This window comes from Pseudideonella sakaiensis (assembly GCF_048320135.1).
Lineage (GTDB): Bacteria > Pseudomonadota > Gammaproteobacteria > Burkholderiales > Burkholderiaceae_C > Ideonella_A > Ideonella_A sakaiensis_A.
On sequence record NZ_CP182947.1, the window covers coordinates 4,659,979 to 4,680,350 of the forward strand.

18 protein-coding genes are annotated in these 20,372 nt (G+C 65.7%); 9 read left to right on the forward strand and 9 right to left on the reverse strand.

Annotated features, from left to right (window positions below; genetic code table 11):
* Positions 1-3 precede the first annotated feature (3 nt).
* The 4 genes from ACNH6H_RS21375 to ureA form a co-directional block, all read right to left on the reverse strand.
* A complete protein-coding gene (locus ACNH6H_RS21375) occupies positions 4-609 on the reverse strand; it encodes a DedA family protein (protein WP_418320305.1) in 606 nt (201 codons plus the stop codon).
* A gap of 80 nt (positions 610-689) precedes the next feature.
* Positions 690-2,417: an urease subunit alpha gene (gene ureC / locus ACNH6H_RS21380; RefSeq protein WP_418320306.1), complete on the reverse strand. Its 1,728-nt coding sequence runs from the start codon at positions 2,415-2,417 to the stop codon at positions 690-692.
* Entirely contained in the window at positions 2,417-2,722 is a 306-nt protein-coding gene (locus ACNH6H_RS21385; RefSeq protein WP_418321439.1) for an urease subunit beta, read from the reverse strand. The genes ureC and ACNH6H_RS21385 overlap by 1 nt, the downstream gene beginning before the upstream one ends.
* Positions 2,723-2,765: 43 nt before the next feature.
* A complete protein-coding gene (ureA, locus tag ACNH6H_RS21390; protein WP_418320307.1) occupies positions 2,766-3,068 on the reverse strand; it encodes an urease subunit gamma in 303 nt (100 codons plus the stop codon).
* Between the two features lie 188 nt (positions 3,069-3,256).
* On the opposite strand from ureA, the gene ACNH6H_RS21395 reads away from it, so the two are divergent.
* The 8 genes from ACNH6H_RS21395 (at position 3,257) to ACNH6H_RS21430 (ending at position 14,643) form a co-directional block, all read left to right on the forward strand.
* The gene (locus tag ACNH6H_RS21395) at positions 3,257-6,841 is read left to right on the forward strand and encodes an ATP-binding protein (protein ID WP_418320308.1); all 3,585 of its coding nucleotides are present in this window, start codon (positions 3,257-3,259) and stop codon (positions 6,839-6,841) included.
* A gap of 25 nt (positions 6,842-6,866) precedes the next feature.
* Positions 6,867-7,835, forward strand: a complete 969-nt coding sequence (locus ACNH6H_RS21400) for a response regulator (RefSeq protein ID WP_418321440.1) — start codon at positions 6,867-6,869, stop codon at positions 7,833-7,835.
* 129 nt (positions 7,836-7,964) lie between these two features.
* A complete protein-coding gene (urtA, locus tag ACNH6H_RS21405) occupies positions 7,965-9,260 on the forward strand; it encodes an urea ABC transporter substrate-binding protein (protein ID WP_418320309.1) in 1,296 nt (431 codons plus the stop codon).
* 94 nt (positions 9,261-9,354) lie between these two features.
* Positions 9,355-10,962, forward strand: coding sequence for an urea ABC transporter permease subunit UrtB (gene urtB / locus ACNH6H_RS21410; protein WP_418320310.1), 1,608 nt, complete (start codon positions 9,355-9,357; stop codon positions 10,960-10,962).
* Between the two features lie 49 nt (positions 10,963-11,011).
* Positions 11,012-12,175, forward strand: a complete 1,164-nt coding sequence (gene urtC / locus ACNH6H_RS21415; protein ID WP_418321441.1) for an urea ABC transporter permease subunit UrtC — start codon at positions 11,012-11,014, stop codon at positions 12,173-12,175.
* Positions 12,172-13,056 (forward strand): urea ABC transporter ATP-binding protein UrtD, encoded by an 885-nt coding sequence (urtD, locus tag ACNH6H_RS21420; protein ID WP_418320311.1) that lies wholly within the window; start codon positions 12,172-12,174, stop codon positions 13,054-13,056. The genes urtC and urtD overlap by 4 nt, the downstream gene beginning before the upstream one ends.
* Positions 13,057-13,082: 26 nt before the next feature.
* Entirely contained in the window at positions 13,083-13,775 is a 693-nt protein-coding gene (gene urtE / locus ACNH6H_RS21425) for an urea ABC transporter ATP-binding subunit UrtE (RefSeq protein WP_418320312.1), read from the forward strand.
* Positions 13,776-13,959: 184 nt separating this feature from the next.
* Positions 13,960-14,643 carry a transglutaminase-like cysteine peptidase gene (locus ACNH6H_RS21430; protein ID WP_418320313.1) on the forward strand — a complete coding sequence of 228 codons (684 nt, stop codon included), beginning with the start codon at positions 13,960-13,962 and terminating at the stop codon, positions 14,641-14,643.
* 126 nt (positions 14,644-14,769) lie between these two features.
* Here ACNH6H_RS21430 and ACNH6H_RS21435 read toward each other — a convergent pair whose 3' ends face one another.
* From ACNH6H_RS21435 to ACNH6H_RS21455, 5 genes are read right to left on the reverse strand one after another with little or no spacing between them, the layout of a single operon-like run.
* Complete coding sequence (locus tag ACNH6H_RS21435) at positions 14,770-16,464, reverse strand: ATP-binding protein (protein ID WP_418320314.1); 1,695 nt, start codon at positions 16,462-16,464, stop codon at positions 14,770-14,772.
* Positions 16,464-17,465, reverse strand: a complete 1,002-nt coding sequence (locus ACNH6H_RS21440; RefSeq protein WP_418320315.1) for a SpoIIE family protein phosphatase — start codon at positions 17,463-17,465, stop codon at positions 16,464-16,466. The genes ACNH6H_RS21435 and ACNH6H_RS21440 overlap by 1 nt, the downstream gene beginning before the upstream one ends.
* Positions 17,450-17,857, reverse strand: a complete 408-nt coding sequence (locus ACNH6H_RS21445) for an anti-sigma regulatory factor (RefSeq protein ID WP_418320316.1) — start codon at positions 17,855-17,857, stop codon at positions 17,450-17,452. Before ACNH6H_RS21445 ends, ACNH6H_RS21440 begins: the two co-directional genes overlap by 16 nt.
* Positions 17,854-18,237: an STAS domain-containing protein gene (locus ACNH6H_RS21450; protein ID WP_418320317.1), complete on the reverse strand. Its 384-nt coding sequence runs from the start codon at positions 18,235-18,237 to the stop codon at positions 17,854-17,856. The genes ACNH6H_RS21445 and ACNH6H_RS21450 overlap by 4 nt, the downstream gene beginning before the upstream one ends.
* Before the next feature lie 12 nt (positions 18,238-18,249).
* Positions 18,250-19,158 (reverse strand): STAS domain-containing protein, encoded by a 909-nt coding sequence (locus ACNH6H_RS21455; protein ID WP_418320318.1) that lies wholly within the window; start codon positions 19,156-19,158, stop codon positions 18,250-18,252.
* A 271-nt stretch (positions 19,159-19,429) separates the two neighbouring features.
* Between ACNH6H_RS21455 and ACNH6H_RS21460 the strand changes: the two genes are divergently transcribed.
* A complete protein-coding gene (locus ACNH6H_RS21460; RefSeq protein WP_418320319.1) occupies positions 19,430-20,368 on the forward strand; it encodes an AEC family transporter in 939 nt (312 codons plus the stop codon).
* Positions 20,369-20,372: the final 4 nt, after the last annotated feature.

Here is a 20,372-nt window from a genome sequence, read left to right on the forward strand (position 1 = left end):
CGCTCAGCGCTCGGCGTCCGGCTTGAAGCTGACGACCCGGTAGATGTAGCTGACAACCACGCCGACGACGATCAGCGTCGTGACCGGATTCATCCACGACGCAACCTCCTTGTAGTGGGATCCGAGCGTGCTGCCGAGCAAGGCGAGCAGGCCGCTCCAGGCGGCCGAACCGATTGCCGACCAGAACAGGAATCTGCCGAACGCCATCCGGGTGACGCCGGCCGGCACCGAGATCACCGTGCGCACCGCCGGCACCATCCGGCCCAGCAGCACTGCGCGTGCGTCGTGACGTTCGAACCAGCGGCGGGCGCGGGCATGTTCGGCTTGCGTGATCGTGAACCCGCGGCCATGGCGCTCGATCCAGCGCTCCAGCTTGTCGCGGCCGAGCCAGCGGCCGGCGAAATACCAGGGCAGCGCGCCGAGCAGCGAGCCGCAGGTGCCGGCGGCGATGACGCCGGCAAGACTGAGCGTGCCCTGCGCAGCGCTGAAGCCGCCGAACGGCATGATCAGCTCGGACGGCAGCGGTGGAAAGATATTCTCCAGCGCCATCAGTGCGGCGATGCCGAGATAGCCGAACTGCTCGACGAAACCGATGATCCACTCAGCCATCGGTCAAGTGTGCACCTTGGACGTCGCAGCGTGCAGCCGACGTTGCCGCACGGCGCGGTGCGGCTCGTCCTACGCGCGGGTCAGAACAGGAAATAGCGCTGTGCCATCGGCAACACGGTGGCCGGTTCGCAGCCGAGCAGTTCGCCATCGGCACGCACCTGGTAGGTCTGCGGATCGACTTCCATCGTCGGCAGCCAGCCGTTGTGCACCATCTGCTGCTTGCGCACGCCGCGGCAGCTGGTCACCGCCGATACCGCCTTGTGCAGGCCGAGTTGCGCCGGCAGATCGCTTGTCAGCGCCGATTTGCTGACGAAGCTCAGCGAGCCGCCATGCAAGGCGCCGCCGAAACTGCCGAACATCGGCCGGTAGTGCACCGGCTGCGGCGTCGGGATGCTGGCATTCGGGTCACCCATCGCTGCCGCGGCAATGAAGCCGCCCTTCAGGATCAGCGCCGGCTTGACGCCGAAGAAGGCCGGTTTCCACAACACCAGATCGGCCCATTTGCCTTCCTCGATGCTGCCGACCTCGTGGCTGATGCCGTGTGCGATCGCCGGATTGATCGTGTATTTCGCGATGTAGCGCTTGACGCGCTGGTTGTCGTTGCGCGGACCGTCACCGCTCAAGGCGCCGCGCTGCAGCTTCATCTTGTGCGCCGTCTGCCAGGTGCGCAGGATCACCTCGCCGACCCGACCCATCGCCTGGCTGTCGCTGCTCATCATGCTGATTGCGCCGAGGTCGTGCAGCACGTCTTCGGCGGCAATCGTCTCGCGGCGGATGCGGCTTTCGGCGAAGGCCAGGTCCTCGGCGATCGATGCATCGAGGTGGTGGCAGACCATCAGCATGTCGAGGTGCTCGTCGACGGTATTGACGGTATACGGCATCGTCGGATTGGTTGATGAGGGGAGGAAATTTTCCTCGCCGACGACGCGCAGGATGTCCGGCGCATGGCCGCCGCCGGCGCCTTCGGTGTGGTACGCGCACAGCGTCCGGCCCTTCGTCGCGGCAATCGTGTCCTCGACGAAGCCCGATTCGTTCAGCGTATCGCTGTGGATCGCGACCTGGGTGTCGGTTTCCTCGGCAACGCCGAGGCAGCAGTCGATTGCCGACGGTGTCGTTCCCCAGTCCTCGTGCAGCTTCAGGCCGATTGCGCCGGCCTCGATCTGCTGGCGCAGCGCAGCCGGCTGGCTGGCATTGCCCTTGCCGAGAAATCCGAGGTTCATCGGCCAGGCGTCGGCTGCCTGCAGCATGCGGGCCAGGTTGGCCGGGCCCGGCGTGCAGGTCGTTGCATAGGTGCCGGTGGCCGGCCCGGTGCCGCCGCCGAGCATCGTCGTGATGCCGCTGGCCAGCGCCTCGTCGATCTGCTGCGGGCAGATGAAGTGGATGTGGCAGTCGATGCCACCGGCGGTGACGATCATTCCTTCGGCTGCGATCACCTCGGTGCCCGGCCCGATCACGATATCGACGCCCGGCTGCACGTCCGGATTGCCGGCCTTGCCGATCTTCGCGATGCGGCAGCCGCGCAGCCCGATGTCGGCCTTCACGATGCCCCAGTGGTCGACGATCAGCGCATTGGTGATCACGCAGTCGACCGCATCCTGCGGCCCCGGCCCGTTGACGCGCTGGCTCTGCCCCATGCCGTCGCGGATCACCTTGCCGCCGCCGAACTTGACCTCTTCGCCATGGCTGCCGGCGCGCAGCGTGTAGTCGTCCTCGACCTCGATCAGCAGTTCGGTATCGGCGAGCCGCAAGCGATCGCCGACCGTCGGGCCGTACATCTCGGCATAGGCGCGGCGGTTGATCGTCGCCATCAGAGCGCCCCCTGGATCTGCGCGCGGAAACCGAAGACGCGGCGGTCGCCGGCATAGTCGACCAGTTCGACCGTGCGCTGCTGGCCCGGCTCGAAACGCACCGCGGTGCCGGACGGGATGTTCAGCCGCATGCCACGTGCGGCGTCGCGGTCGAACTGCAACGCGGCATTGGTTTCAGCGAAGTGGTAATGCGAGCCGACCTGGATCGGCCGATCGCCGCTGTTTTCGACGACCAGCGTCGTGCAGCGACGGCCGCTGTTCAGCGGATGGTCGGCGCCGTCGGTCAGCAGTTCGCCCGGGACGATCGTCATCGGTTCGACCTTTTGCAGAAGGAGGGGAACGGCGCCATCAACGGATCGGCTGGTGCACCGTGACGAGTTTGGTGCCGTCGGGGAAGGTCGCTTCCATCTGGATCTCGGGGATCAGCTCGGCAACGCCGTCCATCACCTCGTCGCGCCGCAGCACGTTCTGGCCATCGGCCATCAGCTCGGCGACCGTCTTGCCGTCGCGTGCGCCTTCCATGATCGCCGCACTGATCAGCGCCACCGCTTCGGGGTAGTTCAGCTTCAGCCCGCGTGCCTTGCGCCGCTCCGCCAGCAAGGCGGCGGTGAAGATCAGCAGCTTGTCCTTCTCGCGCGGCGTCAGTTCCATGGCGCGAAAGTTAGCACGACGCGTGCCCGCGAGACAGGCTGGAACCGCGTGCCGAGGATCGTCAGCCGGTAGCAGACAGGGTGGGTGGGGCTTCAGCCCCGATTCCGGTTGAGTCCCGACGACTGGCACAAGCCTTGCGCTCCGCACCACCCATGAGCGTCGGCAATCCGTGCACTGAACCAATCGGGATGCCCGTCGGCCCCGCCGTGGTGCAGCCGCGGCGCACCGATGCGGTGCAGCGCGTCGTCAAGGTGCGCCGCGACTACAACAGCTGGGTTGCGCGCGAGACGATGGAGGACTATGCGCTGCGCTTCACGCCGCGCTCGTTTCGGAAATGGTCGGCGCTGCGGGTCGCCAACACCGCGTTCGGTGCGTCGTCGTTTCTCGTGCTCGAGGCGGTCGGCGGCACCTTGCTGGTCGATTACGGCTTCATCAACGCGTTCTGGGCCATCCTGGCCACCGGTCTGATCATCTTCATCGCCGGCTGGCCGATCAGCGTCTATGCCGCCCGCTACGGCGTCGACATGGACCTGCTGACGCGTGGCGCCGGCTTCGGCTATATCGGCTCGACGGTGACCTCGCTGATCTATGCGTCGTTCACCTTCATCTTCTTCGCGCTCGAGGCCGCGATCATGGCCTATGCGCTCGAGCTCGCATTCGACATTCCGCCGGCCTGGGGCTATCTGCTGTGTGCGCTGGTCGTCGTGCCGCTGGTCACTCACGGCGTGACGACGATCAGCCGGCTGCAGGTCTGGACGCAGCCGCTGTGGCTGGTGATGCTGATCGTGCCGTTCTGGTATGTGCTGCAGCAGCACCCGGGCGTGCTCGGCGAGATCTGGGCCTACGGCGGTGGCGTGCGCCCCGGCGAAGCGGCCGCGCCGGCCGGCTTTGACCTCGTCAAGTTCGGCGCCGCGATGACGGTCGGCATCGCGCTGATCACGCAGATGGGCGAGCAGGCCGATTACCTGCGTTTCATGCCGGAGGCAAAACGGCGCACCACGCGCGACGGTCGAAGCCGGCCCGACCTGCGCTGGTGGAGCGGCGTGCTGATCGGCGGCCCGGGCTGGATCGTCCCGGGCGTCGCGAAGATGCTCGGCGGTGCGCTGCTGGCCTTCCTCGCGATCGGCTATTCGGTGCCGCTCGATCGTGCGGTCGACCCGAACCAGATGTACCTCGTCGCCTATGGCGCGGTGTTCTCGAACTATGGCCTTGCGGTCGCCGCAACCGCGTTGTTCGTTGTCATCTCGCAGCTGAAGATCAATGTCACGAATGCCTATGCCGGTTCGCTCGCGTGGAGCAATTTCTTCGCCCGGCTGACCCACAGCCACCCGGGCCGCGTCGTCTGGATGATCTTCAACATCCTGATCGCGCTGATGCTGATGGAGCTGAACGTCTTCCAGGCGCTCGGCAAGGTGCTCGGCCTGTATTCGAACATCGCGATCAGCTGGATGATGGCGGTGGTTGCCGATCTGTTGATCAACAAGCCGATGGGCTGGTCTCCGAAGGGCATCGAATTTCGCCGTGCCCATCTGTACGACATCAATCCGGTCGGGCTCGGCGCGATGGTGGTCGCGTCGGCGTTGTCGATCACCGCCTATACCGGCGCGTTCGGCGAACTGGCACAGGCCTTCTCGGCGCTGATCGCGCTGGTCACCGCGCTGCTGGTCTCGCCGCTGCTTGCCTGGGCAACCGCCGGCCGCTACTACATCGCCCGCCAGCCACTACCCGAGCCGAGCGCGGCTGCCGGCAGCTACAAGCGGCTGACCCGCTGCGTGATCTGCGAACGCGAATACGAAACCGACGACATGGCGTTCTGCCCGGCCTACCAGGGCGACATCTGCTCTCTGTGCTGCTCGCTCGACGCGCGCTGCCACGACCTGTGCAAGCCGCATGGCCGGCTCGCGGTGCAGTGGCGTGCAGCACTCAGCAAGCTGCTGCCGCGCCGGTTGTGGCAGCGCCTCGATACCGAACTCGGCCACTACCTGATGCTGATGCTGCTGGCGGTGCCGGCACTGGCCGGCTTGTTCATCGCGATTTACCAGCACCAGCGGCGCGCCGCTTCCGCGGCGATTGGCGGGCCGCTGTCGCGCGAGGCCGAGGCCGCGCTGCAGGCCGGTTTTCTGAAACTGTTTGCCGCGCTCCTGGTGATCAGCGCGGTCGTCGCGTGGTGGCTGGTGCTGAAACACCGCAGCGCCCAGGTGGCGCAGGAGGAGTCGAATCGGCAGACGCACCTGCTGGTCAACGAGATCGAATCGCACCGGCAGACCGACGAGGCATTGCAGGAGGCGAAACGCCAGGCCGAACTCGCCAATGGCGCAAAGAGCCGCTATATCTCGACGATCAGCCATGAGTTGCGCACGCCGTTGAACAGCATCATCGGTTATGCACAGCTGCTGCACGAGGATGCCGGCATCCCGGTGCAGCGCCGGCAGGCGGTCGAGGTGATCCGCCGCGGCGGCGAGCACCTGCTGTCGCTGATCGAAGGCACGCTCGACCTCGCGCGCATCGAAAGCGGCAAGCTGTCGCTCGACGTCGCACCGATCGATCTGCGCGACAGCCTGCAGCAGATTGCGCATCTGTTCGAACTGCAGGCCGCCGGCAAGGGCATCACGTTCAGCTGGCGGATCGACGGCACGCTGCCCGAAGTGGTGCGCGCCGACGAAAAGCGGCTGCGCCAGATCCTGATCAATGTGCTCGGCAATGCGGTCAAGTTCACGCAACGCGGCGGCGTCACGTTCACCGTCCGTTATGCGCGAGAGATCGCCACGTTCGAGATCGAGGATACCGGCCCCGGCATTGCCGAGGCCGAGCGGGCGTTGATCTTCGAGCCGTTCGGCCGCGGCTCGGCATCGGGATCGGCCGGCGGCAGCGGCCCGGCCGGCAGCACCGGGCTCGGGCTGACGATCAGCAAGATGCTGACCGATCTGATGGGCGGCGAGATGACGGTGCACAGCCCGCCGGCCAGCGCGCCGGGCAGGGCGGGGGCGGGCGTGATTGGCACGCTGTTCCGGATCCGGCTGTTCCTGCCGGAGGTGCGGGCCGCCTCAACAGGCCAGGGCATGCCGCGGGCACAGCGCACCGGCTACCTCGGCGCGCGCCGCCGCCTGCTCGTCGTCGACAACGAGGAGGTCGACCGTGGCCTGATGGTCAGCATGCTGGCGCCGCTCGGCTTCGAGGTCCGGCAGGCTGCATCGGGGCTCGACTGCCTTGCGCAGCTGCGCGACTTCAGCCCCGATGCGATCCTGATGGACCTCGCGATGCCGGAGATCGACGGCTGGGAGACGATCCGGCGCCTGCGCGCCGAACGGCTCAGCGATGCGCCGCTGGCAATCGTCTCGGCAAATGCCTTCGAAAAAGGGGTCGGCAATGCGCAGGGCATTTCGCCGCAGGATTTCATCGTCAAGCCGGTGCGCAAGAACGAGTTGCTCGATTGGCTCGGCCGCACGTTGCAGCTCGAATGGACGTCCGCGCCGGTCGACCGGCCTGACGCGTCGGCTGCTGTTGCCGCCAGCCCATCACAGCCGGCGCTGTGTTTTCCCTGCGCCGCGCACCGGCAGGCCTTGCAGGCGGTGATCGAGATCGGTTATCTGCGTGGCATCCTGCGGCAGCTCGACCAGATCGAGGCCGAGGACCGCCGCTGCCGGGCCTTCGTCGCACAGATGCGCACGCTTGCGCGCAATTTCCAGCTCGATGCGATGAGCGGCCTGTTGGGCCGTGCCGCCGCTGCGGACGGTGACGAGCTCGAGTGCGCCAGCGGGGTGGCCGGTGTCTGATCGCTTGCAGACCACGCCTGCGGCAATGCCGGCCGGCGCCATCGACCGCAACACCGCCGACGTCGTGCTGATCGTCGACGACGTGCCCGACAACCTCGCGGTGCTGCACGATGCACTCGATGAGTCGGGTTATACGGTGCTGATCGCCACCGATGGCGAAACGGCGCTGCAGCGGGCCGCCCAGGCAATGCCCGACATCATCCTGCTCGACGCGATGATGCCCGGCATCGACGGCTTCGAGGTCGCGCGGCGGCTGAAGGCCGATGAAGAGACCGCGCACATCCCGATCGTCTTCATGACCGGCCTGACCGAAACCGAACATGTCGTCAGTGCCTTCAATGCCGGCGGCGTCGACTATGTGACCAAGCCGATCCGGGTGCAGGAGGTGCTGGCGCGGATGTCGGTGCACATGCAGGGTGCGCGGCAAGCCCGCCACGCGCGCAATGCGCTCGATGCCTTCGGCCATGCGAGCCTGGTCGTGCGTGCCGCCGACGGCCGCATCGTCTGGCAGACGCCGCTCGCGCGTGGCCTGCTCGAGAAACATTTTCCAGACGGCAGATTGCCGTCGGAGGTCGGCAGCTGGATGCGGGCCGAAGGCGAGAGGCGGCTGAATGGCCAGCCATCGCATCCGCTGGTGCTGTCGCTGGCGCGTCAGGGCGCCGAGCAGCCGGCAGCGCTGCAGCGGCCGCACCGGCTGATCTTCACGCTGCACGAGGCCGACGACGACGAGTGGCTGCTGGTGATGCGCGAATCGTCGGACCAGGCGGTGATCGATGCGGTCGGCGCCGCATTCGGCCTGACGGCACGCGAGGCCGAGGTGCTGTATTGGCTCGCGAAGGGCAAGACGAACCGCGATATCGGCGACATCCTCGGCACCAGCCCGGCGACGGTGAAAAAGCAGCTCGAGCATGTCTACCAGAAGCTTGGCGTCGAGACACGCACCGCCGCCGCATCGCTGGCGATGAACCGGGTCGGCGCGCTGGGGCAGGGCTGACACGCGGGCGGATGCCCAGCGCGATGCTGCGCTGCGTCATACGCCATCTGTCGTATTGGGAATCGGCGAGCTGCTTTCTAAGCTTCAGTTGTCTGTTCGACAACCATGCCCGCCTACCAGGAGCCCCAGATGAGCCTCACTCGCCGCACCTTCACCCATTCACTCAGCGCCGTCGGCCTTGCCGCGGCAACGCTCGGATTCCCCGGCCTTGCGCAGGCCTCCGACACGATCAAGATCGGCATCCTGCATTCGCTGTCAGGAACGATGGCGATCTCGGAGACGGTCCTGAAGGACGTCGCGATGATGACGATCGACGAGATCAATGCGAAGGGCGGCGTGATGGGCAAGAAGCTCGAGGCCGTGATCGTCGATCCGGCGTCGAACTGGCCGCTGTTCGCCGAGAAGGCCAAGCAGCTGATCGACCAGGACAAGGTTGCCGTCGTCTTCGGCTGCTGGACCTCGGTCTCGCGCAAGTCGGTGCTGCCGGTCTTCGAGGAGAAGAATTCGCTGCTGTTCTATCCGGTGCAGTACGAAGGTGAAGAGCTCAGCAAGAATGTCTTCTACACCGGCGCGGCGCCGAACCAGCAGGCGATTCCGGCGGTCGAATACCTGATGAGCAAGGACGGCGGATCGGCCAAGCGCTGGGTGCTGCTCGGCACCGACTATGTCTACCCGCGCACGACCAACAAGATCCTGCGCGCCTTCCTGAAGTCCAAGGGTGTCGCCGAGGCCGACATCATGGAGGAGTACACGCCGTTCGGCCACTCCGACTACCAGGGCATCATCGCGAAGATCAAGAAGTTCTCGTCCGAAGGCAAGAAGACGGCGGTTGTCTCGACGATCAACGGCGACTCGAACGTGCCGTTCTACAAGGAACTCGGCAACCAGGGCCTGAAGGCGACCGACGTGCCGGTCGTGGCGTTCTCGGTCGGTGAAGAAGAGCTGCGCGGCGTCGACACCAAGCCGCTGGTCGGCCACCTCGCCGCCTGGAACTATTTCATGAGCGTCAAGAGCCCGGCGAACACTGCGTTCATCAAGCAGTGGTCGGACTATGCGAAGGCAAAGAATATCCCGGGCCACAAGGACAAGCCGCTGACCAACGACCCGATGGAAGCGACCTACATCGGCATCCACATGTGGAAGCAGGCGGTCGAGAAGGCCAAGTCGACCGATACCGACAAGGTGATCGCCGCGATGGCCGGCCAGACCTTCCAGGCGCCGGGCGGTTTCATCTCGACGATGGACAAGGAAAACCACCACCTGCACAAGCCGGTGTTCATCGGTGAAGTGAAGGCCGACGGCCAGTTCAACGTGGTCTGGAAAACCAAGGGCCCGGTCGTCGCCGACCCGTGGAGCGACTACATCCCGGAAAACAAGGGCAAGAAGAACGTGGTCGAGAAGAAAGCCGTCGTCGCCGCGAAATAAGCGCGACGTGTGCCGAAGCGGGGCCTGCGGGCCCCGCTTGTCTGCCAGTCCGGCAGGCGGCCGTCCCGGTCGCCGCCACCGAAAACCGATTCCGATGAAACGCCAGAACCGTCTGCTTGATCTGCTGCGCGCGATGCTGCTGATGTTCAGCCTCGCAGCGGTTTCTTCGCCTGCGTCTGCGTTGAACGCCGACGATGTCCACGCGATGACGATCGGCGACAGCGACGAGCGCATCGCCACGATCAACAAGGTCGCGATCGGCGGGGATCCCGGCGCGCAGGCATTTTTCGAGGCCCTGCTCGGCAACGAGGTGCAGGTGGCCGGCGACGAGGTGTTCATCGTCCGCGACGGCAAGGCCGTCGATGCCGCCAGCGGCGCGCCGCGCACGCTGCCTGCCGACGCCGACGACGTGATCAACAACAACCGCCTGCGCGGCGAGATCAAGGCCGCACTGGCCTCGCTGAAGCTGCTGTCGGCCGACATCGTCGAGCGCCAGCAGGCGGTGAAGACGCTGCAGGAAGCGCCCGACGAGGCGCGGCTGCCGCTGCTCGACAAGGCGCTGGAAAGCGAGACCGATGCGCGGCTGAAATCGCAGATCGGCCTGCTGCGCGCAGCAATCATGGTCAGCTCGCAGGACCGCGACAAGCGGCTGAAGGCGGCGGTGCTGCTCGAGCAGGGGTCGGAGCCGTCGATCAAGGCCTTGCTGCTCGAACGCCTGCAGCCCGATGTCGAGACCGATCCGGAGGTCCGCACCCAGCTGAAGGCGGCCTTGTCCAGCCTGGAGACCAAACTCGCATGGGGCGAGAGCCTCGGCATCGTCTTCACCGGCATCAGCCTCGGCTCGATCCTGGTGCTGGTTGCGCTGGGTCTGGCAATCACCTACGGCCTGATGGGCGTCATCAACATGGCCCATGGCGAGCTGATGATGATCGGCGCCTATGCGACCTATGTGGTGCAGAACCTGTTCCGGACCTGGCTGCCCGACTATTTCGATGCCTATGTGCTGGTCGCGATACCGGTCAGCTTTCTCGCCGCGGCCTTCGTCGGCGCGGTGCTCGAGCGCGGCGTGATCCGCTGGCTGTATGGCCGCCCGCTCGAGACGCTGCTCGCGACCTGGGGCATCAGCCTGGTGCTGATGCAGGCGGTGCGCTCGATTTTCGGTGCGCAGAACGTGCCGGTCGAGAACCCGAGCTGGCTGTCCGGCGGTGTCGAGGTGCTGAGCAACCTGACGCTGCCGTACAACCGGATCGCGATCATCGTCTTCGCGATCCTGGTCTTCGGCGGGCTGACCTACATGGTGTCGCGCACCCGGCTCGGCTTGTTCGTCCGCGGCGTCACGCAGAACCGCAAGATGGCGGCCTGCATGGGCGTCAATACCGCTCGCGTCGATACCTCGGCCTTTGCGCTCGGCTCCGGCATTGCCGGGCTGGCCGGTTGCGCGTTGTCGCAGGTCGGCAATGTCGGCCCCGACCTCGGCCAGGGCTACATCGTCGATTCGTTCATGGTCGTCGTGCTCGGTGGTGTCGGCCAGCTGATCGGCACCGTCTACGCCGCGCTCGGCCTCGGAATCATCAACAAGCTGCTCGAGGACTGGACCGGCGCGGTGCTGGCGAAGATCTTCGTGCTGGTGCTGATCGTCATCTTCATCCAGAAACGTCCGCAGGGGCTGTTTGCGATGAAGGGCCGCAGCGCCGAGGCATGACCCGTAACCACAGGAGACAGACATGAGTGCCGTCCTGCCCGGGTCATCGATGCCCGGCTCATCGATCGAGGCAAAACCGGTGCCGGTCGCGGCGACGCCCACCCCGGCGGCGCCGCGGCAGCCGACCCGCTGGCTGAGCCTGCGCGCCTGGGGCGGCGTGATCGCCGCGCTGCTCGCGGTGGTGGTTGTCGCACCGTTGCTGAACCTGGTCGTGCCGGAGGGCAGCGCGCTGCACCTGAGCGACTATGCGGTGCTGCTGGTCGGCAAGATGATGTGCTATGCGATGGTCGCGCTGGCGATCGACCTGATCTGGGGCTATACCGGCATCCTGTCGCTCGGCCATGGCGTCTTCTTCGCGCTCGGCGGTTATGTGATGGGCATGTACCTGATGCGGCAGATCGGCCGCGATGGCAACTACCAGAGCGATCTGCCGGATTTCATGGTCTTCCTCGACTGGAAGGAGCTGCCCTGGCACTGGGCGCTCAGCGATTCCTTCGTCGCAACGCTGCTGCTGGTGGTGCTGGTGCCGGGACTGCTCGCCTTCGTCTTCGGCTATTTCGCTTTCCGCTCGCGGATCAAGGGCGTCTATTTCTCGATCATCACGCAGGCGGTGACGTTTGCGACGATGCTGCTGTTCTTCCGCAACGAGACCGGCTTCGGCGGCAACAACGGCTTCACCGATTTCAAGCGCATCCTCGACATCCCGATCGCAACGCCGTCGATGCGGATGACGCTTTTCGTGATCACCGGGCTGACGCTGATCGGCTTCTTCCTGTTCTCGCGCTGGCTGGTGCGCAGCAAGTTCGGCCGCGTGCTGCAGGCGATCCGCGATGCCGAAAGCCGCGTGATGTTCACCGGCTACGACCCGCTGCATTACAAGCTCGCGATCTGGACGATCTCGGCGGTGATGTGCGGCATCGCCGGTGCGCTGTACGTGCCGCAGGTGGGCATCATCAATCCGAGCGAGATGTCACCGGCGGCGAGCATCGAGATGGCGATCTGGGCCGCGGTCGGCGGCCGCGGCTCGCTGATCGGCCCGATCATCGGCGCCTTTTTCGTCAATGGCGCAAAAAGCGTGCTGACGCAGGTGGCGCCTGAGTTCTGGCTCTATTTTCTCGGCGGGCTGTTCATCGGCGTGACGCTGTTCCTGCCGCAAGGCATCATCGGTCTGCTCGCCCGCTTCAAGCGCAAAGGCCCGGAGGAGCGCGCATGACGCCCGATCTGATGCAGGCCGGCGCTACGCGGCTGCGTGAGGCCCAGGAACGGCTGCAACGCAACAGCTCGGGTGACCGCGGCGCAAGTTACAGCCGGGTCGTCAAGCCCGGCGAACTCGATGTTGCGCATGGCGCAATCCTCTACCTTGACGACATCACCGTCAGTTTCGATGGCTTCAAGGCACTGAATGCGTTGAGTCTGAGCATCAGCGCCGGCGAGCTGCGGTGCATCATCGGCCCGAACGGCGCCGGCAAGACGACGATGATGGACGTGATCACCGGCAAGACGCGGCCCGACGCCGGCCACGCATTTTTCGGCTCGACGATCGACCTGCTGCGGCTGCGTGAAAACGACATCGCATCGATCGGCATCGGCCGCAAATTCCAGAAGCCGACGGTATTCGAGCAGCTGTCGGTATTCGAGAACCTCGAGCTGGCGCTGAAGGCCGACCGCGGCGTCCGCGCATCGATGATGTTCCGACTCAGCGGCGAGCAGCTCGACCGCATCGGCGAGATGCTGACGCTGATCCACCTGAAGGACAGCGCGCAGCGCACCGCCGGGCTGCTGTCGCACGGCCAGAAGCAGTGGCTGGAGATCGGCATGCTGCTGATGCAGGACCCGAAGCTGCTGCTGCTCGACGAACCGGTCGCCGGCATGACCGACGAGGAAACCGAACGCACCGCCGAACTGTTCCTGTCGCTCGAAGGCAACCACTCGCTGGTCGTCGTCGAACACGACATGAAATTCATCGGCGAATTGACTGCCGACAACCCGGCGAAGAAGGTCACCGTGCTGCACGAAGGCAGCGTGCTCGCAGAAGGCACGCTGGCGGCGGTGCAGGACAACGAGAAGGTGGTTGAGGTCTACCTCGGTCGGTGAATGAGGCCACCCCCGGAGCGCAAACGATGCTGAAATGTGAAGGAATCAACCAGTACTACGGCGGCTCGCACATCCTGCGCGACGTCGGATTCGACGCAGCGATCGGCGAGGTCACCGTCGTGCTCGGCCGCAACGGCGTCGGCAAGACCAGTCTGCTGAAAAGCCTGATGGGTGTGGTGCCGGTGAAGACCGGCAGCATCCGGCTCGACGGCATCGATATCACCCGCGATCTGTCGTATGACCGCGTGCGCAAGGGCATGGCCTATGTGCCGCAGGGGCGTGAAATCTTCGGCCGCCTCACCGTCGAGGAAAACCTGCGGATGGGGCTTGCGTACAAGCCTGCCGGCACGCCGATTCCGAACGAGCTGTTCGAGCTGTTCCCGGTGCTCAAGCAGATGATCAACCGCCGCGGCGGCGACCTGTCCGGTGGCCAGCAGCAGCAGCTCGCGATCGCCCGCGCACTGGCCGCCGGCCCGAAACTGCTGATCCTCGACGAGCCGACCGAAGGCATACAGCCGAGCATCATCAAGGACATCGGCCGCGTGATCCGCATGCTCGCCGATCGCGGGACGATGGCGATCGTCCTCGTCGAGCAGTATTACGATTTCGCCGAGGAACTGGCCGACAAGTACATCGTGATGGAGCGCGGCGAGATCATCCGGCGCGGGCTCGGCCGCGACATGCAGTCCGATGGGGTGCGGGCACTGATGGCGATCTGAGGGCAGGGCTTCGGAAAGCCGCGACCGGCCACGCCGACCAGGCGCCGGCGGCTCGGCAGCCGTGCAGCGACTGCCAGCGCGACGCCCCGGTCTGCGATTCATGCATCAATGATCTGGATCAACCGCGTCTGGTTGGTCGCCGGCACGATGGGTCATGTCCCACTGGGCAAAGGCGTGGATTCGCATGACAGTGACTGAAGCGGTGACCAGAATCAAGCGCAGCTTCCCTGTCAGAGGAGGGCTCCTGGCAGCGGCCCTTCTTGCTGACCCCTGCGTGTCCGCCGCGGCAGACGAGCCGGTTGAACGGGGTATCTGCAAGTCGCTCGATTTGGCGGTCGAAAGCATTGATCGCGCACCGACTGCATACCGGGTTTTCTGCCGAGCGAATCTGGGTGAGTGCGAGTTGGGTGGAGCGCCCCGGTTGAACTGGACTCCGGTTCTGCAACATGTGCTGGAGCGGATCAACAACCAGGTGAATGCAGAGATCCGTTTCATCACCGACATCGAGAACCTGGGCCGAGAGGAAGTCTGGAGCTATCCCGACGGTGGCTGGGGCGATTGTGAGGACATCGCGCTGGAGAAGCGACGCCGTCTGGTGGAAAGCGGCCTGCCTCGTGGCGCGTTGACGCTCGCCATCATCCACCACCGCAGCCGGTATTTCTCGCATACGGTACTGCTCGCTGAAACAAGCCTGGGCACGCTGGTGCTCGACAACCTGACGTCCAAGGTCAACTGCTGGAACGACATCGATTTCAATTTCGAGACCCGCGAACGGCCCGACAGCCGTTGGGACCGTTACGACCAGCGCGAGTGGATCTATGGCCCGTCGATACCTGCAGCGCAGACACCGAAACAGAGCGCCAACTGACACCCGCCGGCTGCGGCAGGCGGCGCGGCAGCGTGTCTCCACCGGACCGATGCGACGCCCGACATCGCACGCACACTGCCGCCATTCCACCGTGCCAGCTCCGGACGGCGGCCATCAGCGCTGACGTCAACAGGAGCTGTCAGCGCCAATCTGCATGTCTTGCAGCTGTTTCAGCAACACGGGCATGTCAACGGGCTTGACCATCAAGCTGTCGAAGCCTGCGTGCGTCGCACGCAGCCGTGTTTCCGCAGCGGAGTAGCCGCTGATGGCGATCAGCGTGATGTCGGTGCCAAACTGCCGGCGCAGCGCCTCGGCCACGGCAAAGCCGTCGAGCCCCGGCAGGCCGATGTCGACGATGGCGACTTCGGGCCGCTCTGCGAGGGCCGCTGCCAGGCCCGCCGGCCCATTCGAAGCGATGGTGCAGGCGTAGCCGTGCAGCCGACACAGCTCCGCCAACGCCTGCAGGGCGTCGGCGTTGTCGTCCATCAGCAGCAGCCGCCGTTGCGGGGCCGTGCTCTCCGTTGCCAGGGCAGGCGCTGCCGGCACTGTCGCAGCGGCCGACGGCGGCGCAACAGTCGGGAGGCTGACGATGAATTTGCTGCCACGGCCTGCACCGGCGCTGTGCGCGCTGACCGTGCCGCCATGGTCGGCGGCCAGTCGCTGGACGATGGTCAGGCCGATGCCGAGGCCGACATCCTCGCGAGCCAGGCTGTTTGGTGCCTGGATGAACAGCTCGAAAATCTTCGGCAGCATCTGGGCATCGATGCCGATGCCGTTGTCCTTGACGCTGATGTGAACCGATGCGCCGGCGGCAGCGATGCCGACCTCGATCAGGCCGCCGTTCGGCGTATAGCGCGCGGCGTTGTGCACCAGGTTGCTGATCACCTGCTTCATGCGCACCACGTCGACGTCGACCCAGGCGTTGTCGTCAACTGCCGGCAGCACCAGCCGGTGTTGCTTGGCATCGACAAACGAGCGGGTCATCTCGATGGCTTCTGATACCAGCGTCCCGACCCCCACCACCGTGCGTTCAAGATCGACCTTGCCGCGTGAGACCCGCGACACATCCATCAGGTCGTTGACGAGCTTGGTCAGCTGCGTCGCCTGCCGCCCGATGGTGTCACGGTATTTCTCGACCTCGACCATCGTCAGGTCCTTCTTGCGCCGCATGACCTCGACGCTCATCGAGATCGCCGCCAACGGATTGCGCAGCTCGTGCGCCAGCATCGCGACAAATTCGTTCTTGCGCTGGTCGGCGAGTTCGAGGTCGTTCTTGCGCTGTCGGAGCTCGTCGAGCGCGTGCAGCATGTCGCGATTCTGCTGCTCCAGTTCCTCTCGCGGGTTCTGCGGCTGGCGGCGCAACAGTTCGTCGACACGCTGGCCGATGTCGGCGGCCGCGAGCCTTGGCGCGCTGCGCGGCAGCAGCATCTCCATCGAGACGGTCGAACCCGCACCGGGCCGGACCTCGATCGCAAAGGCGTCGACCAGGCGGTAGCTGCCATGAAGGCCGCCGGCGCGGTGTCCGGCATTGATCTGGCCATCGGCCCAGATCGAGGCTGGCACGCCCGGGCCCTGGTCGGCGACCCGGATCAGCAGGCTTTGCGCGCCCGGGTGTGTTGACGAATCACCGATCTGGAAGCTCACCGTCGCACCACCGGCGTACTGCAACGCATTGCGGCCGATCTCCGACACCGCCGTCGTCAGGCGCGTGCGCTGCAGGCTTTCCAGCCCGAACTGCTCGCTGACCTGGCGGCAGCGGTGGCGCAGCGCGACCAGACTCTGGTCGCTCTGGATCTTCACGGTCAAGACGACAGCCTGCATCAAAGCGCCTTGATGACGACCACGGTGGCGTCGTCGGTGTTGCGTGCGAAATCCCGGTGCAGCACGGCCGCGATCAGCAGCGGATGGCAGGCCAGCAAACCGGGATGCCGGGTCAGGGTCCAGCGCGAGCTCAGGCCGTCGGTGTTCATGATCAACGTCGAACGCGGGCTCCAGTCCGCCGTGGACTCGCGCGCCCTGCGCGAGCCATAACCGACTGTGCCGTCCGTGGAACCGAGGCGTACCGATTCACCGGCGGTAAACACCACCGCGGCGATGTTGCCGAGTCCAGCAAATCGCAAGGTCTGGGCCTGCGCGTCGATGCAGGCCACCGCCATCACCGCGCCCCGCGTTGTCTTCAGGGCCTGGTGGGCCAGGTCGATGGTCTGCGCCGGCCCGGCATCACGCACGCCGCGATGGAATGAATCGATGGCAGCATGCGCTGCTTCGGCAGCCTTCGGGCCGTGGCCGAGACCGTCGACCACCGCGACCGCCAGCGATTGTCCGAAGCGCAGGCAGGACCAGTTGTCGCCCGAGACGATCTCGCCGCGTATCGGCGTCATCAGGCTCGCTACGGCAAACCCTTCATCCGCCGGCACGACGGCTCTTTTTTCGTGCATGCGCACCATCACGGCGGTGCCCAGGCCGGGCGCGGTGTAGACGTCGAACAGCGCGGCGGCACGGCGCATGGTTCCCAAACCAATGCCCAGGCTGCCGCCTGTCGTGAAGCCGTCCTTCAGCGCAGCGTCGAAGTTGTCGATGCCGGGGCCGCGGTCCAGCGCAACGATGTCGAGCCCATGTGCCATGCCATCGGCCGCCAGCGTGCGGATCATGATCTGGCCACGTTCCGCGTACTTGAGGATGTTGGTGCACAACTCCGAGGCGACCAGAGAGGCTTGTGCGATCAGCTCAGGCGTCAGCCCCATCGTCTGGCCAAGCATCGCCACGGCGCGGCGCACCTCGGCCACGCGGCTGGGATGGTCGACCGTTACCGTCGTTTCCATTGCGCGATCCGCACATGGGTGCCTGCACCGGGCAGGCTGGAGACGATCTCGAAATGTTGAACCAGGCGCTGCGCCCCGCCCAGCCCCAGACCGAGGCTGTTGGCGGTACTGAATCCGTCGCGCAATGCCTGCTGCACGTCGGCGATGCCCGGCCCCTGGTCCTCGAAATCGAGCTGCAGGCCAGGCCTGCCGTCGCGGTCGATGTCGCGCATCGTCATGCTGCCGCCGCCGCCATGGACCAGCAAATTGCGCGCCAGTTCGCTCACCGCCGTCACGAACTTGGTGGTCTCCAGCGTCGACAGGCCGATCGCTGCCGCACGCGCCTGCACTACCCGGCGTGCGCTGCTGACCTGTTCAGACGTGCGGATCTCGATCACGACGGCGCCAGTCACGGTGCGGCGCCAGCGCCTCTTCGATCATCCAGCGACTCCCGGAGCAGGGCCAGCCCCTTGTCGACATTGAGTGCCGTTCGCACCCGGGGAATCGTCATGCCGAGTTCGACCAGCGTGATCGCCACCGCAGGCCGCATTCCCACCAGCACCATGGTCGCATCCATGATGCCCACCATTGCCGAGATCTGCGACAACATGCGGCCGATGTAGGAATCAACGATCTCCACCGCGGAGATGTCGATCAGCACGCCGTGCGAGCTGGTTGTCAGCAGCTTCTGCGTCAGGTCGTCCTGCAACCTGATGGCCAGGTCGTCGTGCAGCTCGACCTGGATCGTGACGAGCAGGAAGCTGTCGACCTTGAGTATCGGGATGTGATCCACCGGGCGCGGTCTCTAGCTGCCGACCTTCGCCGGCACGGCGCGCTGCACGCTCTGGCCGGTCTTGCGCAGCGCCGTCTGCAGCGCACCGGCCAATGTGGCCTTGGTGATGACGCCATCGAGGCTGACGCCGAGGTGGACGATCGTCTGCGCGATCTGCGGGCGGATGCCACTGATGATGCACTCGGCACCCATCAGCCTGGCGGCCGCGACTGTTTTCATCAAGTGCTGGGCGACCAGGGTATCGACCGTGGGCACGCCCGTGATGTCCAGGATCGCCACGGTCGCCTCCTTGGCGACGATGGCATTGAGCAGACTCTCCATCACGATCTGCGTGCGTTCGCTGTCCAGCGTGCCGATCAGCGGCAGGGCCAGGATGCCTTCCCAGAGTTCGACCACCGGTGTCGACAGGTCCAGCAGTTCCTGGTGCTGCCGCTCGATCACCTCTTCACGGCCCTTCGTGTAGGCCTCGATGCAGAACAACCCGAGCTTGTCCAGCATGATCGAAACCGTCCAAAGCTCGTCGCTGAGCCGCTTCGGGTCATCGGCCAGGGCCTCCCGCAATGCGGCGAACAGGGGCTTCTTCAGCGAGAACACGAAGGTGGCCGTCTCGCTCGGGCTGAAGCCGGCCATTGCGCGGTCGCGCGACAGTTCGGCGAGCGTGGCTCTGACGTCGTCCCATTCGGCGCCAGCCAGATCCTCGTCGCTGGAGCAACGGATCGCCTCGGCAAATGCCGCAAGAAAGCCGCGCGCCTGGGCATGCGTGTCGCGGTCGACGCCGCCCGGGCTGCCATGGCGGCGCACCTCCTGCAAGGCCCCCGTCCAATCCTGCAGAACCCTGCCTTCGTGCTGGCGCAGCACCGCCGCCAGACCCTGATCGTTTTGCATGGTTTGCTCCGTGAGGGCGAAAAAAAAGGCCGACAAACTGCGGCCAGGGGCGGATTATCTACGGTGTTCGCGCAGGCGAGAGCGATATTTCGGTTCCGTAGCCACTCTTGGTGGTCGCGCTGGCGCAGATGTCCCGGGGCGGCAAGGCGGCGTTGGCTGCGCGATGTGTGCCAGTGACCCGTCCGAATATCACTGCTCAGCATTGCCGCCCGCACGCGCTGGCGCATGCCCGGTCTCGCGCCGTCGTCGCGACACTTCCGTCATACGCGGCGCGCAGCTGGTCGAGCGGTGTGGAATCATTGCGCCCATGCTCGGCATCGCACTCACTTCCATACCCTTCTTCGCACTCGTTCTGGCCGGCTGGATCGCGGCTCGCACGCGCCGGCTTCCAGCCGATTCGGTGGCCCCGCTGAACGGGTTCGTGCTCTGGTTCGCGCTGCCGGCAATGCTGCTTCGCTTCGTGGCGCAGACGCCGGTCGAGACGGTCGTCGATCCACGCGTCGCGCTCGGCTATGCCGCTTGCGGGCTGGCCGCCTATGCGCTGGCTGTGACGCTGCTGCGAACCTTCGCACGCAGCAGCTGGATCGACAGTGCCTACGGGGGCCTTGCCGCCGCCTGGCCCAATTGGGGCTACATGGGCTTTGGACTGATGCCGGCGCTGTTCGGCGAGCGGGCGATCGCCACCATGATCGCAGCCGGCATCATGGATCTCCTTGTGCTGATGCCGGTTGCCCTGCTGGTCGCCTCGCGCCAGAACGCCACCGGCAGTCTCGGTGCACTCGCCGCGGGATTGAAGACAGTGGCCCGCAACCCTCTGTTCATTGCCATCGTGATCGGACTGGCACTGTCATTGCTGCAAGTGAAGATTCCCGGTCCGATCGACGAGTTCCTGCGATTGCTCGCTTCATCGGCCGGACCGGTTGCCTTGTTCGCCATCGGCGTCTTCGTGTACCGGCCGGGCCCGGTGCGCGCCGATGTCGTGAGTTGGTGGCTGATCGCCGTGAAGCTGCTGGTGCACCCGCTGCTGATGTGGGTTGTCGGTGCATGGATCCTGCAGCTGGATCGCGAAACGCTGGCCGTGGCTACCGCGACAGCGGCACTTCCGGCGGCCGGCACGGCATTCATCCTGGTGGAGCGAAATGGTGGCAACGTCGATCGGGTAGCCAGCGCCATCCTGCTGTCGACGGTGCTCTCCTTCGTGACCATCACAGGCCTCACCGCCTGGCTTCGTGCAGCCGGCGGCTGATCAC

Coding starts and splice junctions, on each gene's coding strand:
- ACNH6H_RS21430 (WP_418320313.1), top strand. CDS start 13,960: ATGACAGTGACTGAAGCGGTGACCAGAATCAAGCGCAGCTTCCCTGTC.
- urtC (WP_418321441.1), top strand. CDS start 11,012: ATGCCCGGCTCATCGATCGAGGCAAAACCGGTGCCGGTCGCGGCGACG.
- urtE (WP_418320312.1), top strand. CDS start 13,083: ATGCTGAAATGTGAAGGAATCAACCAGTACTACGGCGGCTCGCACATC.
- urtA (WP_418320309.1), top strand. CDS start 7,965: ATGAGCCTCACTCGCCGCACCTTCACCCATTCACTCAGCGCCGTCGGC.
- ACNH6H_RS21400 (WP_418321440.1), top strand. CDS start 6,867: ATGCCGGCCGGCGCCATCGACCGCAACACCGCCGACGTCGTGCTGATC.
- ACNH6H_RS21435 (WP_418320314.1), bottom strand. CDS start 16,464: ATGCAGGCTGTCGTCTTGACCGTGAAGATCCAGAGCGACCAGAGTCTG.
- ACNH6H_RS21395 (WP_418320308.1), top strand. CDS start 3,257: ATGCCCGTCGGCCCCGCCGTGGTGCAGCCGCGGCGCACCGATGCGGTG.
- ureA (WP_418320307.1), bottom strand. CDS start 3,068: ATGGAACTGACGCCGCGCGAGAAGGACAAGCTGCTGATCTTCACCGCC.
- ACNH6H_RS21375 (WP_418320305.1), bottom strand. CDS start 609: ATGGCTGAGTGGATCATCGGTTTCGTCGAGCAGTTCGGCTATCTCGGC.
- urtB (WP_418320310.1), top strand. CDS start 9,355: ATGAAACGCCAGAACCGTCTGCTTGATCTGCTGCGCGCGATGCTGCTG.
- ureC (WP_418320306.1), bottom strand. CDS start 2,417: ATGGCGACGATCAACCGCCGCGCCTATGCCGAGATGTACGGCCCGACG.
- ACNH6H_RS21440 (WP_418320315.1), bottom strand. CDS start 17,465: ATGGAAACGACGGTAACGGTCGACCATCCCAGCCGCGTGGCCGAGGTG.
- ACNH6H_RS21460 (WP_418320319.1), top strand. CDS start 19,430: ATGCTCGGCATCGCACTCACTTCCATACCCTTCTTCGCACTCGTTCTG.
- urtD (WP_418320311.1), top strand. CDS start 12,172: ATGACGCCCGATCTGATGCAGGCCGGCGCTACGCGGCTGCGTGAGGCC.